Source organism: Cyclobacterium xiamenense (assembly GCF_900109255.1).
GTDB lineage: Bacteria > Bacteroidota > Bacteroidia > Cytophagales > Cyclobacteriaceae > Cyclobacterium > Cyclobacterium xiamenense.
The window spans coordinates 650,734-667,610 of the sequence record NZ_FNZH01000001.1 but is presented as its reverse complement, the minus strand read 5'-3'; the positions used below and the strand labels follow the sequence as shown (position 1 = coordinate 667,610).

Annotated in this window: 11 protein-coding genes; 4 read left to right on the top strand and 7 right to left on the bottom strand. The window is 50.5% G+C overall.

Features of this window, described 5'->3' with window-relative positions; all coding sequences use genetic code 11:
* The first annotated feature begins 5 nt into the window (after window positions 1–5).
* Window positions 6–1,532: a high affinity choline transporter 1 gene (locus tag BMW71_RS02355; RefSeq protein WP_317041126.1), complete on the top strand. Its 1,527-nt coding sequence runs from the start codon at window positions 6–8 to the stop codon at window positions 1,530–1,532.
* Window positions 1,513–2,478, top strand: a complete 966-nt coding sequence (locus BMW71_RS02350) for a nucleoside hydrolase (RefSeq protein ID WP_092168928.1) — start codon at window positions 1,513–1,515, stop codon at window positions 2,476–2,478. Before BMW71_RS02355 ends, BMW71_RS02350 begins: the two co-directional genes overlap by 20 nt.
* 343 nt (window positions 2,479–2,821) lie before the next feature.
* Here BMW71_RS02350 and BMW71_RS02345 read toward each other — a convergent pair whose 3' ends face one another.
* Both BMW71_RS02345 and BMW71_RS02340 read right to left on the bottom strand, forming a co-directional pair.
* Entirely contained in the window at window positions 2,822–4,078 is a 1,257-nt protein-coding gene (locus BMW71_RS02345; RefSeq protein ID WP_244891052.1) for an MFS transporter, read from the bottom strand.
* Window positions 4,079–5,179, bottom strand: coding sequence for a zinc-binding dehydrogenase (locus BMW71_RS02340; RefSeq protein ID WP_092168921.1), 1,101 nt, complete (start codon window positions 5,177–5,179; stop codon window positions 4,079–4,081).
* A gap of 257 nt (window positions 5,180–5,436) precedes the next feature.
* Between BMW71_RS02340 and BMW71_RS02335 the strand changes: the two genes are divergently transcribed.
* Together BMW71_RS02335 and BMW71_RS02330 are read left to right on the top strand one after the other, a co-directional pair.
* Window positions 5,437–7,077: an acetolactate synthase large subunit gene (locus BMW71_RS02335; protein ID WP_092168918.1), complete on the top strand. Its 1,641-nt coding sequence runs from the start codon at window positions 5,437–5,439 to the stop codon at window positions 7,075–7,077.
* A complete protein-coding gene (locus tag BMW71_RS02330; RefSeq protein ID WP_092168915.1) occupies window positions 7,074–8,471 on the top strand; it encodes an aldehyde dehydrogenase family protein in 1,398 nt (465 codons plus the stop codon). Before BMW71_RS02335 ends, BMW71_RS02330 begins: the two co-directional genes overlap by 4 nt.
* A 434-nt stretch (window positions 8,472–8,905) precedes the next feature.
* On the opposite strand, the gene BMW71_RS02325 is transcribed toward BMW71_RS02330, so the two are convergent.
* The 5 genes from BMW71_RS02325 to BMW71_RS02305 form a co-directional block, all read right to left on the bottom strand.
* Complete coding sequence (locus tag BMW71_RS02325; protein ID WP_092168912.1) at window positions 8,906–13,432, bottom strand: two-component regulator propeller domain-containing protein; 4,527 nt, start codon at window positions 13,430–13,432, stop codon at window positions 8,906–8,908.
* Between the two features lie 129 nt (window positions 13,433–13,561).
* Entirely contained in the window at window positions 13,562–13,957 is a 396-nt protein-coding gene (locus BMW71_RS02320; protein ID WP_092168909.1) for an IPT/TIG domain-containing protein, read from the bottom strand.
* A 307-nt stretch (window positions 13,958–14,264) separates the two neighbouring features.
* On the bottom strand, window positions 14,265–14,828 hold the full coding sequence (locus BMW71_RS02315) for a glycosyl-4,4'-diaponeurosporenoate acyltransferase CrtO family protein (protein WP_092168906.1): 564 nt from the start codon (window positions 14,826–14,828) through the stop codon (window positions 14,265–14,267).
* A gap of 290 nt (window positions 14,829–15,118) precedes the next feature.
* Window positions 15,119–16,114 carry an NADP-dependent oxidoreductase gene (locus tag BMW71_RS02310; protein WP_092168903.1) on the bottom strand — a complete coding sequence of 332 codons (996 nt, stop codon included), beginning with the start codon at window positions 16,112–16,114 and terminating at the stop codon, window positions 15,119–15,121.
* 306 nt (window positions 16,115–16,420) lie between these two features.
* Complete coding sequence (locus BMW71_RS02305) at window positions 16,421–16,876, bottom strand: papain-like cysteine protease family protein (protein ID WP_092168900.1); 456 nt, start codon at window positions 16,874–16,876, stop codon at window positions 16,421–16,423.
* Window position 16,877: the final 1 nt, after the last annotated feature.

The following is a 16,877-nucleotide window of genomic DNA, read 5'->3' as shown; positions in this document are numbered from 1 at the left end:
AAACTATCGATACCACAAGTCTCGGCATATTCGTCACCGTTTTCTTTTACCTGATCATTTTACTGACCGGCTATTACGCCAGTAGAAAAGAATCCGGAGACAGCAGTTCCGAAGGCATGCTCCTGGCAGGACGAAAAATGCCGGCCTGGATCGGTATCTTTACAATGACGGCTACCTGGGTGGGAGGCGGCTACATTATCGGAACCAGTGAAGCGGTATTTGACAGTGCCCGCGGATTGGTTTGGGCGCAGGCTCCCTGGGGTTATGCGCTTAGCCTGATTCTGGGTGGCTTGTTCTTTGCCCGCAAAATCCGCAGTTTTGGATTCACCACCTTTATCGACGTATTCGAACGGAAATACGGAAAACAAACAGCCGCTATCCTGTTTATTCCCGCCTTGATTGGGGAGATTTTCTGGAGTGCAGCCATCTTGGCCGCTTTGGGGATTACCTTTGCAACCATCTTCGGACTGGACCTGGAAACCTCCATTCTGGTTTCCGCCGCCATCGCCGTTGGCTACACCATGCTGGGCGGGCTTTGGTCAGTAGCCTATACGGACGTCGTACAATTGGTGTTTATCCTCCTTGGATTGGGGATCAGTATTCCCTTTGCTTTGGATACAGTCGGTGGATTAGACCAGGCACTGGCACAATACGATCAGGCCATTCGTCATGGGTTTCGGCTTTTTCCTTCGCTGAATGCATTTACGGGGAACGATCCCAGCTGGGGTAATGAAATCTGGGTATGGTTGGATTTTGCCCTGTTGCTCGTGATGGGGGGCATCCCCTGGCAAGTTTATTTCCAACGGGTTTTATCTGCCAGCTCCGACCGATCCGCCATTCGCCTTTCCATCTATGGGGGAGTTTGCTGTGCCCTGATGGCCATTCCGGCAGTGCTAATCGGGCTCGCCGGAGTAGGGTTTGATTGGAGCAGTTCGACCTTGGGTGAGGCACCGGAAGCAACTATGGTACTGCCCTATGTACTGCTGGAAATGACGCCGCCTCTGATCGCCGCGTTGGGTTTGGGTGCCGTAGCAGCTGCCGTCATGTCCTCGGTAGATTCTTCGGTGCTTTCCGCCGCTTCCCTATTTACCTGGAACCTGTACCGGCCCCTGCTGCGTCCCGGCTGCAGCGATAAGCAAATCAAGGCTACCATCCGATGGGCCATCCTTGGAATCGGAGCACTTGCCACCTGGCTGGCCCTGACCCTTCAAAGTGTGTACGACCTTTGGTACCTCTGTGCTGACCTGGTGTATGTCATTCTGTTTCCGCAACTCCTGCTGGCCTTGTACGATAAAAGAAGCAACCGAAAGGGAGCCTTGACCGGTATCGTTGTCGGCTTAGTGCTGCGGTTTGGCGGCGGTGAACCCATTTTCGGAATACCTCCCTTTTTACCCTATCCCATGGAAGATCCCGTAGCGGGTATTCAGTTCCCATTTCGTACCTTTGCCATGGTGAGCAGTCTGCTTTGCATCCTGCTCGTTTCCCGTCTTTTTCCGGAAACCCAACAATCCCATGAAATCGCTAAAAACTAACCTGCTTGTTCTGACTTTGTTGCTTTCCCTGGCCTTTCTCCCCGCCTGGGGGCAAATAAATGTCATTTTGGATACCGATCTGGATTCGGATGTAGACGATGTGGGCGCCCTGGCCATGCTGCATACGCTGGAAGCAAACCATCGTGTACAGATTCTGGGGATTATTGTCACCAGCGACGATACCCATGCCGCTGCCTGCGCCGCTGTGATCAATACCTTTTACGAACGGCCGGAAATTCCGGTAGGCGTGGAAAAAGGAATCCCCCTCCGGAGTTTCTCCCGCTATACCAAAGCGCTGGCCAGCGAATTTCCAACCGGCGGCAAGCAACCGTTGGATGCCACCGTTTTGTACCGGCAGCTATTGACAGCAGCCGCAGATCAAAGCGTGGTGTTGGTCAGCATTGGACACCTGACCAATATCCGGAACCTGCTCGAATCGCCCCCGGACAGCATCAGCCCCCTGACTGGCAACGCGTTGGTTCGCCAAAAGGTACGACTCTGGTCCTGCATGGGTGGGCAGTTTCCCCAAGGAAAAGAAGCCAATTTCTACCGGCCTGACCCCGAATCCACCCGTATTGCTGTGGACAATTGGCCTGGAGACGTGGTGTTTGCCGGTTGGGAAATTGGCAATGCCATCATCACGGGTAGTGATTTTCTAGAGCACAGCCTGCCCGATTCGCATCCGGTACACCGGGCCTATGCCTTGTACAACTCGTTTTTTGGTCGGCAAAGCTGGGACCAGGCGGCCTTGCTGTATGCGCTTTCGGATAAACCCTATTGGGAACTGAGCGAACGGGGAAAGGTAAAGGTCTACGAAGACGGCTCCAATGCCTGGGAGGCAGACCCCGCTGGCAACCATCGGTACCTAAAAGAAAAAACAGCTCCTCAGGAAATCGCAAAAATTCTGGACGCACTGATGGTGGGCATGTACCGACCGGGATATTAGCAAGTACCTAATAGCCTCCGCCAATCTAGCGGGGAGGATTTTTCAGTAATTTTAAATGGATTCGTTTGATTTCCTGAACGCTAGGTTAGTATTCGGCAACTGGCCTGTAAAAAGTTAAATTCCTGAGCCCCCTCACTCCCCACGCTGGTCGGAATCGCCAGGTTACTACTTTATTCTTCTGGAAATTTGTCTAAATTGGATTCCATTTGGCGATTACAAAGAAGACTCGGCATGGCCTAGGAAGTGCCATCAGGGGTAGGTCTTACAACCGAACTGGGATCTGCCGGAAGTCGTCGAGACCCCCCTACGCGGTAATTCTGACTACTAAGCTAAAAATGGGCACTTAAGTGATTTCCGAGTGGACAACGGGCTTGGCCGCGTAACTGCTTAGTTGAATGGTTCCGGCGGAAAGAAAACAAATAACAGCCAGCGCCAGAAAAACCGGCGTGCTGCTACCAGAGCTATCGATGATTTTACCCAGTATCGGTTCCCCCATCGCGGCAAAAAGGTAAGCGCTGGTATTCATGATTCCCACGCCCGTTCCAACGAATTTTTCACCCAATATCTCTGGACTCAGCGGCCAGAAGTTGGCTTGCGGCCCGTATACAAAAAATCCAGCCAGAAACATCCACACTGCACCCAGCTGCCAGTTTTCGGGTGGTGTCAAATAGATCGCCAGCATGGTACCGGCTGCCAGCAGCATGCCCATACCAATCGATCGGACCCGGTTGCCATAAAAAACCTTATCCGACAAGATTCCAAAAGAAAAGGCACCCAAGGCCATACCGATGGGTAACAACAAACTTCCCCAAAGGCTTTCTTCCCCATCGGTGGAAACCGTACCAAGAAAATGTACCGGCACCCAAACCAGCAATCCATAGCGAGCCATACTTTCGAAGCCCAGGGATAGGGAAGTAAGCAGAAAGCGTTTGTTTTTCAGCACCACCCGGTACCGCTCCATCCAGGAAATGGTCGGCTGATTCGGTAAGTCCGGATACAAATCCGGGTAGCCTTTTTGGGAGGGCTTGCTGCGGGCCACCAGAAAAAACACGATGGCGGCAAATAAAAGGAACAGCACCGGTAGTCGAAACAGATAAGGCCAGGGGATCCCATTCTGAAGAATCAAAATCGATAGTAAAAACGTCACCACCGACGAACTTCCCGCAGCCATGGTGTACAATCCAAAGGCTTTCCCTCGCTCCTCCCGCTCCCACCAGTTGGAAATCAGCCGACTCCCGGGTGCCCAGGCCATGGACTGAAAATAGCCATTCAACGCCCATAACACGAGAATGTAGGTATAGGTCGTACCAAAACTGATGGCTACATTTGCCCCGACAGAGAGAAGTGCTCCCAAAACGATCATGTTCCGCGGACTAAACCGGTCGGCGAGGTTGCCGTTGACAAACTGACCGAAGGCATAGCCAAAAAGCATGGCAGCGCTAATCCAGCCAATCATCGCATAGGAAATCCCCAGGTCTGTTGCCATTTCCGTTGCTGCCCAGCCAAAATTATGCCTTCCTGTATAAAAAAACAGGTAGCAGAACATGGTTGCGAGCAACATGGTCCATTGATCCCTTCGAAAATTCGTTACAGCTGCCACTTAGATTGTTGGATGGATGCGGATGGCTACCCGCAGGGGTTTATGTGCCAGGGCATAGGCAAATGCCTCTTCAGCCTGCTCGAAATCAAATGTTTTTTCCACTACGGATACAAAGGGAAACCGCTGCCAGTTCCTGCGCATAAAATCCAGGCCATAGACAAAATCTTCGTAATTGTAATTGTGAAGGCCGCGAATGGTGATCAGTTTTCGAATCAGGTTTTCTGGGTTTACCTGCACGTTTCTGGTAGCAAAAACAGCCCCCACCCAAACAGCGACTCCCCCGATACCCAGGGCACCTAACCCTACTTCCATGGCCTCCGGTGCCCCGCTCATATCAAATACCCGATCCATCCCCTTTCCGGAACTGGTTTTCGCTAATTCTGCGAGTAAGGCGACGGAACGGTTCCCGCTTTCAAAAATCGCATCCACACCAAATTTCAGGGCTCTGTTTAGCCGTTCCGAAGACACATCTACCATCCCCACCCATTTTGCACCCGCATCCCGGCACATGGCAGCACAGGTAATGCCCAGCATTCCTGCCCCAAAGATCAGGACCCGCTTGCCCTTCGGGTTGCCCGACAGGCGAACGGCACCGGCCGCCGTAGAAACAGCGCAATTGACCGTCGCTGCCAATTCCAGGGGTAGTTCTTTCGGCAGCTTCAAAATTCCTGTTCCGGGCTTAAGGACGCAAAATTCGGACAGGCCTCCATGAAACTGCTCCTTTTCGGTAAGTTGGGCATGTCCATATTTAAACAAATCGGCGCCTTTTTGGGGAATTCCTTCCTTGGCCAGTTGGGATGAAGGATCGCTGGAAAAAATGGTCCAGGTAACCAGGTCGCCCGGCTCCAGCTTTTCGCCGGAATAGTCCCGACCGCTGTGTTGCGACCCAATTTCTACGATGGTACCCACGATCTCGTGCCCCAATACCACCGGGCAGGGTTCTTTTCGAACACCGGTAAAGGTATGCAGATCACTCCCACAGATCGTTGTAACCAGATTTTTTACCAGCACCGATGCCGGGTCCAGTTCTCCAAGCGTTTCGCTTCGGATTTCCAGGTTAGTTCCCGGTCCATTGAATGCTATCAGCCTGCCTTTGTTCATAGGTAGCGTTTTGCCTATACGTTTGTGTTACCTTTCAGCTAATCCGATTCCCAAGATATCTGATTTTTTTACAATTTTCTGCTGGAGTATGTGATGAAACCGTTAAGAAAATTTCTCCCCTGTCGATCTCTCGCCGGCATTGCCCCAATTCGATCCATTTGAGCTACCTTGATACAGGCATTCCCGTATCCCATCCCGGTAAACTATTATAAGTGCCTTTATTTTTTTAAGTTTATACTTCTCTTTAACGAAACCCTATGAAAGCATCCGATTTATTTGTAAAAGCCCTGGAAAAAGAAGGGGTGGAATATATTTTTGGCGTACCGGGGGAGGAAAACCTGGACCTGCTGGAATCACTCAGCAAATCTTCCATTCGCCTGATCCTTACCCGGCACGAGCAAGGCGCGGGGTTTATGGCGGCCACCTACGGAAGACTGACCGGCAAGCCGGGCGTTTGCCTGGCTACCCTGGGTCCCGGAGCGACCAACCTGGTAACTCCTGCCGCCTATGCCCAACTTGGTGCCATGCCCATGCTGATGATTACCGGACAAAAACCCATCAAGAAAAGTAAACAGGCTCGATTCCAGATCATCGATGTGGTGGACATGATGCGTCCCATCACCAAATACACGAAACAAATTGTCAATGGTAGTGTCATAGCTTCCAATATTCGGGAGGCCTTTCGGCTGGCTACCGAGGAAAGACCCGGTGCCGTACACCTGGAATTACCCGAAGACATTGCCCAGGAAGAAACGGAAGATACCGTATTCGAGGTGGTCGGGCATATCATTCCCAAACCGGACGATGCGGCGATCGAAGCGGCCGTGGACCTGATCAAACAAGCCAAAATGCCCTTGTTGCTAATCGGAGCCGGGGCCAACCGGAAAGTAACCTGCGATGCCCTGGCTGATTTTGTAAACGAGAGCGGTATTTACTTCTTCACAACCCAAATGGGCAAAGGGGTCATCGACGAACGGCATCCCCAATACCTGGGCACTGCCGCTCTTTCCAGCAACGATTTCCTGCATGCCGCTTTGGACGAATCCGACCTGATCATCAACGTCGGCCACGACGTGATCGAAAAGCCACCGTTTTTTATGAAGAAAGGTGGTAAAAAGGTCATTCACGTCAACTTTGCCCCGGCGGAAGTGGATCCGGTGTATTTCCCCCAACTCAATGTGGTGGGAGATATCACCACTGCCGTGCAAAAACTGACCGAAAAAATTACCAAAACCAGCAACTGGGATTTTTCCTTCTACCAAAAAGTAAAAGCAGAAGTAGCCGGCCATTTGAGCAAGTATTTTGAAGACGAGCGTTTTCCTACCCTACCCCAGCGACTGGTAAACCTCCTGCGCAAAAAACTCGGCGACAAGGACGTCATCACCCTGGACAATGGGGTGTACAAAATCTGGTTTGCCCGTAACTACACCTGCTACCAGCCCAAGACCCTTTTGCTGGACAATGCGCTGGCCTCCATGGGTGCCGGATTGCCCTCGGCCATGACTGTAAACCTGCTTTACCCAGACAAGAAAGTGGTAGCCGTGTGTGGAGACGGTGGCTTTATGATGAATTCCCAGGAACTGGAGACTGCCGTTCGCCTGGGACTCAACCTGGTAGTGATCGTCCTGAATGATCAGTCCTACGGGATGATTAAATGGAAGCAGGAAGACATGGGATTCAAAGATTTTGGCCTGGATTTCAAGAATCCGGATTTTGTTCAGTATGCACAAAGTTACGGTGCCCATGGGTACCGTCCAGAGAGTGATCAGGAATTGCAGCAGGTACTGGATAAAACCCTGCAAAGCCCGGGGGTGCACCTGATCGATTTGCAGGTTGATTATTCCCTGAATCACCCCATTTTAAATGTATTACTAAAAGAAAAAACAGCGAAATTATGAGTGACCAACTAAAGGTATATGCTCCCTACGACCGACAACTGATCGATACACTACCGCTAATCAACGAAAACGAACTGGAAAAAGTGCTGGAAAAAGCCTATGCCTTGTTTCTCGACCGAAAAGCCTGGATTCCCGCCCATCGGCGAATCGCCATCCTGGAGAAAACGCGTGAACTTATGGAAAGCCGTGTAGAAGAATTGACCCGGACGGCAGCTCGCGAAGGCGGTAAACCGTACGCGGATTCCAAAGTGGAAGTGCTTCGGGCGATCAATGGGGTCAAAATCGCCGCTGAGGAGATCTCTCAGATGAAGGGAACGCAAATCCCGATGGGAATTACCGAATCCTCGGTCAATCGGCTGGCCTTTACCATGCGAGAACCGATTGGTGTGGTGGCCTCCCTCTCTGCCTTTAATCATCCCCTGAATTTGATTGTTCACCAGACGGTTACGGCTTTTGCGGCTGGATGCCCAGTGATCGTCAAGCCAGCCAGCAATACCCCATTCAGCTGCCTGGCCCTGGTGAACATACTGAAAGAAGCGGGCGTTCCGGAGGGCTGGGTGCAACCCATTCTTTGCTCCAATGAATTGGCCGAAAAACTGGCCACCGACAAGCGCATCAATTACCTGTCGTTTATTGGTTCTGCAAAAATCGGCTGGTACCTAAAGTCCAAACTGGCCCCTGGCACCCGCTGTGCCCTGGAGCACGGGGGAGCGGCTCCGGTGATCGTGGCATCCGATGCAGATTTGGAAGACATGTTGCCCTTACTGGTAAAGGGTGGATTTTACCACGCCGGTCAGGTCTGTGTTTCGGTGCAGAAAGTGTTTGCAGCAGCCGAAATTGCCGAAAAACTGGCGGAGGACATGGCCGTGGCGGCCAAAAAACTGAAGGTAGGCGACCCCTTGGAGGAGGCGACCGAGGTAGGCCCGCTGATCCGCACCGGAGAGGTGGACCGGGTGGAAGAATGGGTGCAAGAAGCGGTAGATGGAGGTGCCCGACTGCTTTGTGGCGGCAAGCGCATTGGCGATACCTGTTTTGAACCCACCGTCTTGTTTAATCCGCCAATTGACGCCCGTGTATCCCGGGAGGAAATTTTCGGTCCGGTGGTGTGTGTGTACAGCTATACCGACCGGGAAGCTGCCATCCAACAGGCAAATAGCCTGGACTATCATTTCCAGGCCGCTGTCTTTACCAAAAACATTGACCTGGCACTGGACACCGTACAGCAGCTCAATGCGACCGCAGTGATGGTAAATGACCATACCGCCTTCCGGGTAGACTGGATGCCTTTTGGAGGCAGGGATGCCTCCGGAGAGGGAATGGGCGGCATCCCCTACTCCATGCACGAAATGAGCCGGGAGAAACTGATGGTTTTTCGAAGCAAACCATTGCCGTAAATGTTGAGTAAATTAACGGAAAAAGGCCTTTCATCGATAGATGAGGGGCTTTTTTTTGCCTACAGCTGAAGCAGTAGGCGATTGATTGAAAGAATCCTGGTTCTAAATGATCATCCCCCAATAGGAATGCGGCTTCAACCCATTCCTATTATTGGAAGAGAGAAACCCCGGCTTTAGCCAAAATGGGTGAATGGCTGATGTCTGGATTGAAAAGGGGTTGTGGATCAATGATTTGGCGAAAGCCAATCAGAAAAATGCACGTGTTTTTTTGGATGCAAAGGCTATTTCAGCGCAACCGGTAAAAAAGGTTTTGAAAAAAGATTGATTTGACCCAATACCGGAACGATCGTTAGTTCTACGAATTTCCCCACCAATTTCCAGGGTATTAGCTAATACGATACCCCTTCCGACTTCGACAGCAAGGCATTCGGGAGTTAAACATGTCCGTTCGTTTCTTTCCTGGCAGAATTGATAAATTCAGAAGGCGTTTTTCCGAATTGCTTGTGGAACGATTTGGTAAAGTAAGATGGATCCTGAAAGCCTACCAAAAACGCCACCTCTCCGATATTTCCGGCTCCCTTCCGGAGTAGTTCGGCCGCCTTTTTTAGCCGCATCAGGCGAATAAAATCTCCGGGAGGATAATGGGTCATGGCCTTTAGTTTTCGAAACAGCTGCGTCCGACTCATCCCTACTTCCCGGCAAAAAACTTCCACGCCAAACGAAGGATCCGTCATGTTTTCTTCAATGACCTGCATCGCACGTTGCAGGAATTTTTCATCGGCCGATGTGATTGCCACCGATGAAGGCTGTAAGACGATCTCTCTACTAAAATAGTCCTTCAGCTGTCTACGGCTCTCAATGAGGTTTTTTATCCGAGCCAGGAGCTCTTCTGCATCGAAGGGCTTGATCAGGTAGTCGTCTGCGCCGGTCTCCAGTCCCTCAATTTTGTCTCCGCCACTTGCCTTGGCTGTAAGCAGGATGAGCGGCACGTGGGCTGTTTTATCATTCTCCTTCAACTTTCGACAAAGCGTTACTCCATCCATTTTTGGCATCATCACGTCACTGAGAATCAGGTCCGGAATGGTTTCCTTTGCCAGCGCATATCCCTTTTTCCCATCACCCGCCTCCAGTACCTGGTAGGTAGCCTCCAGATGTTGACGGATAAAAAACCGCACATCCGCATTGTCTTCGATGATAAGAACCAAGGGGGCTTCGTTCTCCTCCTCCTCCTTTTTCGGCTTTAGTGATGGAACCCGGACATCCGCTTCCTGGTCCGAACCGTTTTGAAGTCGTTTGCTCGAAGCCAAAAACGAGCCATATTGGGCCATTTCTCCTAAATCCGCCACCAACAGGGGTAACTTCACAGTGAAGCGACTACCCTTCCCCAACTGACTTGCCACGGATATTTCTCCCTGATGCATGGACACAAGTTCCTTGACCAGCGAAAGACCAATACCCGACCCCTCCTGTTCCCGGGTATGGCTGGTATCCAATTGATAAAAGCGATCAAAAATCATTTCCAATTGATCCTCTGGAATACCCTCACCGGAATCTTGAACCGCTATTTCCAGCCATTTGGCTTCCCTTCCTACGTCATTCGTTTTAGTTGAGGGGACTTTTGCATGATTTACCAGCTGGAAAGTTACCGTTATTTCCCCCCGATCGGGTGTAAATTTGAAGGCATTGGACAACAAATTCGAAACAATTTTTTCCAATTTATCCGCATCCATGTAAACCACTGGATTTCCCGTAGGGAAGGTGAAATGATACCGTATCTGCTTTCTTTCTGCAAGGGAAGTAAAGGGTAGAACCATCCGCTCCAGAAAAGCGACCAGGTCATGAGGTGTCGATTCCAGCTTCATACTGCCCGTTTCAATTTTGGATAAGTCCAGCAGCTGATTGATCAGGTGCAACAGCCGCTGGGCATTTCGCTGCATCATCTGAAATACCGTCTTATCGGGGTTTTGCGCGGAGGTTCGGGAAATAAATTTCTCCAGGGGACCCAAAATCAGGGTGAGCGGCGTACGGAATTCGTGGGAAATATTCGCAAAAAAACGGGACTTAAGCTGGTCCACTTCGTACATTTTTTCGGTTTCCAGTTTTTGGATTTTAAGCGCATGCTTCATCCTTTCCCTGTTGACGGTGTACTGCCTTCCGCCAACTAGTAATCCAATTCCAAGCAACCCATATACGGCATAGGCCCACCAGGTAAGCCACCAGGGCGGCCGGATTTCAAAAGAATAAGCGAGCACCTCACTCCAAACCCCCTCACCGCTCAGCGCCTTCACGTTAAACGTGTACTGCCCATGGGGCAAGTTGCCATACGGCACCTCGCTTCGCGCTGTAAGCGCACTCCAGCTTTTGTCCACTCCCACAAGTTGGTACCGATACCTGACTTTTTTAGGGGATTGTGTTGCGATCCCTACAAATTGAAAGGCGATAAAATTATTATCGTAGGGAAGGCTTAGGTTATCTGGAACACCGTACCACCTGCTCAAGTCGTCGAAATCCAAATCGTGTAGCCGTACACCGTTGCCCAATACCAGGCTGGTATCTTTCGCTTTCCAGGAGTGCTCCTTTTCCTCAAACTCCACCCTAAAGCCAGGTGTTTTTTCTTGGGGCGTTTTCTCCCAAACCGGATTTTCTTGTGCAGCAAAGGAGTGCCAATTGACTTGTTCGTTAAACAACCCCAAACCGGTAAGTTGGATGGTTGGGGCAGTCGTGTCTTTTGTCAACTCCTCGGGACGAAAAGCCACTAGACAGTTATCCCCTCCCAACCAAAGGGTTCCATCCGAAGCTTCAAAAATCGATTTGCCGTGGCTGAGTCCAAAACCAGCATAACCGTCTTCGTACGTGTAGGTGGTAACAAGCGTACCCGTATCGTTCAACCGATCAGCGCCCCCCTGATCAAGCAGGGATAGGTACCTGCTATCCAAAAGGTTTAACCCATTGCTGGTGCCCACCCACAGATCTCCTTTTCGCCCAACAAAAAGACTGGTGACGTTCGTATCGCTCAATCCCTCATTTACCGAAAATTGCGTGATCGTCGCGCTTTCTTCTGCGGCATTCTGGTCGAACTTGAGTAATCCATCCCCATGCGTACCCATCCAAATATCACCCATTTTATCTTCGGCCAGTATCCATAGGTGATCGTTCCCCATTCCCGGTACCTTTGGAATGTACGAAAAATTTTCACCGTCGAATCTGTTCAATCCCCCTCGGGTACCCAACCAAATAATCCCTTTCTGATCTTCTATCAGGGTCAACACCGTATTATTGGACAAGCCCTGCTTATCGGTATACTGGGTAAAGTTCTCCCCATCAAATCGAATTACCCCACCCTCGTGCGTACCGAGCCAAAGATCACCCGCCCGATCTTCCAGTATGCTCAAAACAATCTCACTGTTCATTCCATCCCGCTTGGTGTAATTGGTAAACGTCTGCCCATCAAACTTACTGAGCCCTCCCAGGGTACCAAACCAGAGGTTTCCCGATTTGTCTTCCACCATGCAGCGTACGATGTCATGCACCAGCCCTTCTCTTGTGGTATAGTGCACGAATTGGCTCCCATCGTATTTGGTAACTCCTCCGCTAAAGGTTCCGAACCAAAGGTTGCCGATCCGATCCTCCAGTATGCTGCTTACAAAATCATTCCCCAAGCCCATCTTAACGGTAAACTGCTCAAATCCTTTGGTATAGCGACTAACCCCTCCGCCCGGGGTACCAAACCAAAGATTGCCGTTTTTCTGTTCCAGCATGCAAGCAACGTAATTGATAGCCAGGCCTTCCTTCTCCGTAAAATGGGTAAATTTGTTTCCGTCAAACTTGTTTACCCCTCCACCACGGGTAGCAAACCACAGACTACCGTTTTGATCCTCCAGAATACCCGACATTTTGTCGCTACTCAAGCCTTCTTTTTCCGTGTAATGGTAAAAATTTTCACCATCAAACTTGTTAATTCCTTGCTCAGTGGCCAACCAAATAGTCCCGTATCGATCTTCGTGCGCGTTCAAAACCAACCGAGTACTTAGCCCTTCCGCTTCGGTGTAGTTGCTAAAACTTGTACCATCAAATTTACTTATCCCCCCTTCGTAACTGCTAAACCAGAGATTTCCTGACTTGTCCTCCAGTATGCCGGTAATTATGTTAGAGACCAGGCCTTCCTTTTCGGTGTAAGTGGTTACATGCGTACCGTCAAATTTGCTTACGCCACCCCCGAGGGTTCCCATCCATAGATTTCCATTACTATCCTTTACGAGGGTATAGACATCGTCGTGGCTTAATCCTTCCTTGCTTGTAAATTGAAAGAAACGTTTCCCATCAAACCGCACTACACCCTCTCCCTGGGTCGCCATCAAGAGATTACCGGATGCATCCTCCAAAAGGGTGCGGATGGCACGGTTTGGCGCGTCTTTCTTAAAATAGTGAAAAAAATTCTTTCCGTCGTATTTACTAAATCCTCCATATTGCGTACCAAACCAAATGTTGCCGTTTTGATCCTCCAATAGGCTGGTGATTAGGTTGCTTTTTAATCCCTGTGGCTTCGAAAAACTGCTGAAATTATGGGAGTTTTCGTCTTTTTGATACGCTTCCCCGGCGCTTACGACCTCCGGAATTATCGCCTTTGCAGGCACAAACGCTGCGGGCACGATTTTGGGAAGCGGTAAGCCGTTTTTTCCGGGCTCCTTTTTCTCTGGAACCCCTGCTTTTACCTTTTTGGGAGTCCCGGCAACACGAACATTGGAATACCTCGGTACTACCCGGGGTTTGCCCGCCTTGATTACGGTAGGGGATCCGGCGGGAACAACCACTGCTGCATCCAATCGCTCCTTTGGCATCGCCTTAAACCGGACCTCGGCTACGGTGGGCGCAAATGCATCCGGAAGGTCTTGCTTCGGATGGGGGCTGCAGGAAAGCAGCCATACGAGGAGGGCTGAAAATAAAGCGAATGAACGATTCATAGCACGGAATGAATGTGTTTTCGGTAAAGTAATATACTATTATTTTGTAACTATACCGTCCTTCCAGAATTTAAAATGGGCGGTATGAAACCGTATTGTCTATAGAGGTAGCGCTGTTCGGATAAGGATTTACCCGTCAGCCTTTATGTTAAAGGGGATAGCGCAGCGCTGGGATTGACCCCTTGCCGTCACGCTGATGGCATAGTCCCCCGCTGGCAAATCCTTCGGAATGGTAACCCGGACCATTCCGGAATGTGGAGCGTGCGTCACCTTGGCAATGCGGCCGGCATGCGGCTCCAAGCCCCAGGGATCAAAGGTGACAAAATTCGCGGAAGGGAGCATTTCAAAATTTTCTCCGTAAAGTGTAACTTCGGTACCGCATTTCGCTGAATTTGGGTCTACCCCGTACACGGCAAGGCTCGCTTCCCGCTCAGCAGCGTAGGGCATCGCAGCCGGTGTCGGTTCCAAACAAGCATTCAGCCAGCAGGCAAACAGTATCAAGAGTAATGGGTTTTGCGTTTTCATGGTGGTTCAATGGTTTCGGTTAAACAAAAATGAGCTATGGCGAACAGGGTAAAGCTAGCGAATGCGAAGGGGTAACAGCTAAGCCCTTCGTTCCAATTTCTGGTAAATTGGTTGCGTTTTAGCGCGGATAATCAGGAAATTGGTTCTAGCTGAGGCAGTAGGCGATTGATTGAAAGAATCTTGGTTCTAAATGATCATCCCTCAATAGGAATGCGGCTTTAGCCCATTCCAATTATTGAAATAAAAAAAACCCGGGTTTGGCCAAAATTCATACCCCAAGCAACAGGCAATTGATAATGCCGCGCCTTTACCCCATTCGCTTATAAAGTGCCTGAATCCGAATGCGGTGTACCCGCTGCAGCAAAATCGGGTAGCCGTTTGCCAGGATGTTTAATACGACGATGCCAATAAACACACCGGTATACCCCTCCATCAATAAGCGAAACGAAATAAACAGCAACAGGAAAAAGGGCGCCAAATGCCCGAATTCGGATTGTCTGGTTTGATAATCCAGGTTCGAAATGCCGTTTTTGGTGCCGTCAAAATACTTCTTTCGCTGCTTCTCCCTTCCCCAAAAGGCGACTAGCAGCAACCTTCGGAAATAATCTACGCCCAACCAGCGGGAAATTCGGCTCAATCTCTCCGGATACCGGATGCGGTAATAGGCCGCCGGCAGGATCCGACTCGTTGGAAATACAAAACCCGGAAACGCAAAAATGCCGGTAACAAATAAGACCAATAAAAACGACACGAGCAGCGAAAGCACTGCCGACAGGTTCTTGTTTCCTGACACCACCAAGCTGTTGACCAACTCGTACGAGCGGAACGCAAGGAAAGCAGCCAGCAGGAGCATTCCGACTTTTTTAACCATACCCGATGTTAGTAATACGGGAAATAACGACTTTTTTGCGAAATTGCCTGCAACAACCGGCGCTTTTTAGCAAAAAAAGAAGGGAAGAGTCCTTACCTGGTCGGCAACCGTTTCAAAGCCACTACAAAATCCAGAAAGCGAAACGAAAAACGCGCCTTATAAGCAGGCCTTTCGACCGAGAATGTACATGCCTGGTAACCGTAATTGGTTTACCAAACCCACAAAGGTCTCGCTGATTCCCCCGTCGGAGGTAGCCTGCCTGCCGATACCCTGCTCCTTTAGCAGATAGCCTAAACCTTTACGATCATTTTCCCCGTGTTTTTGCCTTCAAATAAATCGAGAAATGCCCGTGGAATTCGATCAAAGCCTTCCACGATGGTTTCGGTAGCCGTTAGTTTTCCCTCCCCAAGCCAGGCGGCGAGTTGCTTGCTTGCTGGCGGAAACTTTTCCGCAAAGTCGCTGACAATAAAGCCCCGCATGGTAGCGCTACGGGTCAGGATAATGGGCTGCAGGCGAGGCCCCATCGGAACCTTCGTCTCGTTGTAAAGCGAAATGGCCCCGCAAACTGCTATGCGTGCATATTTATTGAGTTGTGCCATGACGGCATCGGAAATTTCCCCGCCCACGTTGTCGAAGTAGCAATCTACCCCATCCGGGCAGGCCGTTTGGATCGCCTGCTTCAAATCGGCCGCGGTCTTGTAGTTAATCGCCTGATCGAAGGAAAAGGTATCCGTTAGCAAGGCCACTTTTTCGTCGCTTCCCGTGATTCCCACCACCCGGCAGCCCAGCAGTTTGCCTATCTGGCCCACCACGCTTCCAACAGCACCGGCTGCTCCGGAAACCACCAGGGTTTCCCCTTTCGTTGGCTTGCCGATTTCCATCAGCCCTAAATAGGCGGTCAGTCCCGTCAAGCCCAAAACCCCCAAATAACTGGATAGGGGTGCCACCGATGGATCTACTGGCTGCAGTCCTTTGCCGGTAGAAGTTTGGTATTCCTTCCATGCCAAGGTACCGGAAACAAAATCGCCTTTTTGGTAATCGGCATGCTTGCTTTTCACCACTTCGGCGATGATTCCTGAACGGATGGGTTCGTTCAATTGAAACGGGGGTACGTAGGACCGGGCATCGTTCATCCGGCCACGCAGGTAGGGGTCCACGGATACATAAACCGTTTTCAGCAGCACCTCCCCCTCCTGTGGTGCAGGTACTTCCTCGGTGATCGTCTTAAAATCGGCAAGTGTTGGTTTTCCTTGCGGACGTTGGTTTAAAAGAATGGTCTTATTCATGGTTTAGGTAGTTGGTTTGTAAGGTATAAAAAACAGCAGTCTGGTTTCAACTCCCGGGGGTGTTGTTGCTCTTAATTACAAAAGATGTATGACAACCCTGATGCGTTGCTACCACTCATTTTTACTTCCTTGTGGAGAACAACCCGGTCACAAGAAAAGCAAAAATCCAGGTAATGTGTCAGCAATAGAAAGTACAAAGATCGTTCCGAAAATTGGTGTAGCGGTTTCGCTGGCGGCACCCGACAAAAAACAATGGCGCGCGCCAAGAGGGTAGCAACGCGTCCACGACCAGGGGTTCTCCCCTTCTTAACCATTTTTTTTGGTTTTGTAGGTATGGGTCCAGCTGTGATACAGCCGGTATTCGTTGGTAAATACCGGCAACATGCACTGGCTACTTCCTACCTGAGAATCCGCAACGGACAGCATGCCGGCCTCATCGATTCCATAGATTACGACCAGGTGCCAGCCCACAAAGTGCTTCATGCAGGCAACGATCGGTCGGGCCTGAGCCAATTCCATTCGAATTTCCTGCAGGCGCAACGCCCGATCCAATTTATCCCCAAGATTCCCCAATATGGCCAGGGCTTTATCCGGTTCAAAAAACCGGTTATAGCGCCTTCCCCACACGTTTTTTGCAAAAGCGATCTGCTCCGGCACGGCCGGTTGCTCGTAGTAGCGGGCGATCGCAACGGATACAGCGGCCCAACACAAGCGGGACTCGCGCTGTAGCTCCATGTCAAAATCCAGCCGGATAGCTGCCATG

What these genes read in the sequence shown, in the direction of transcription:
- BMW71_RS02335 (WP_092168918.1), top strand. Translation starts at nt 5,437, where the DNA reads ATGAAAGCATCCGATTTATTTGTAAAAGCCCTGGAAAAAGAAGGGGTG.
- BMW71_RS02310 (WP_092168903.1), bottom strand. Translation starts at nt 16,114, where the DNA reads ATGAATAAGACCATTCTTTTAAACCAACGTCCGCAAGGAAAACCAACA.
- BMW71_RS02325 (WP_092168912.1), bottom strand. Translation starts at nt 13,432, where the DNA reads ATGAATCGTTCATTCGCTTTATTTTCAGCCCTCCTCGTATGGCTGCTT.
- BMW71_RS02305 (WP_092168900.1), bottom strand. Translation starts at nt 16,876, where the DNA reads ATGGCAGCTATCCGGCTGGATTTTGACATGGAGCTACAGCGCGAGTCC.
- BMW71_RS02315 (WP_092168906.1), bottom strand. Translation starts at nt 14,828, where the DNA reads ATGGTTAAAAAAGTCGGAATGCTCCTGCTGGCTGCTTTCCTTGCGTTC.
- BMW71_RS02330 (WP_092168915.1), top strand. Translation starts at nt 7,074, where the DNA reads ATGAGTGACCAACTAAAGGTATATGCTCCCTACGACCGACAACTGATC.
- BMW71_RS02320 (WP_092168909.1), bottom strand. Translation starts at nt 13,957, where the DNA reads ATGAAAACGCAAAACCCATTACTCTTGATACTGTTTGCCTGCTGGCTG.
- BMW71_RS02340 (WP_092168921.1), bottom strand. Translation starts at nt 5,179, where the DNA reads ATGAACAAAGGCAGGCTGATAGCATTCAATGGACCGGGAACTAACCTG.
- BMW71_RS02350 (WP_092168928.1), top strand. Translation starts at nt 1,513, where the DNA reads ATGAAATCGCTAAAAACTAACCTGCTTGTTCTGACTTTGTTGCTTTCC.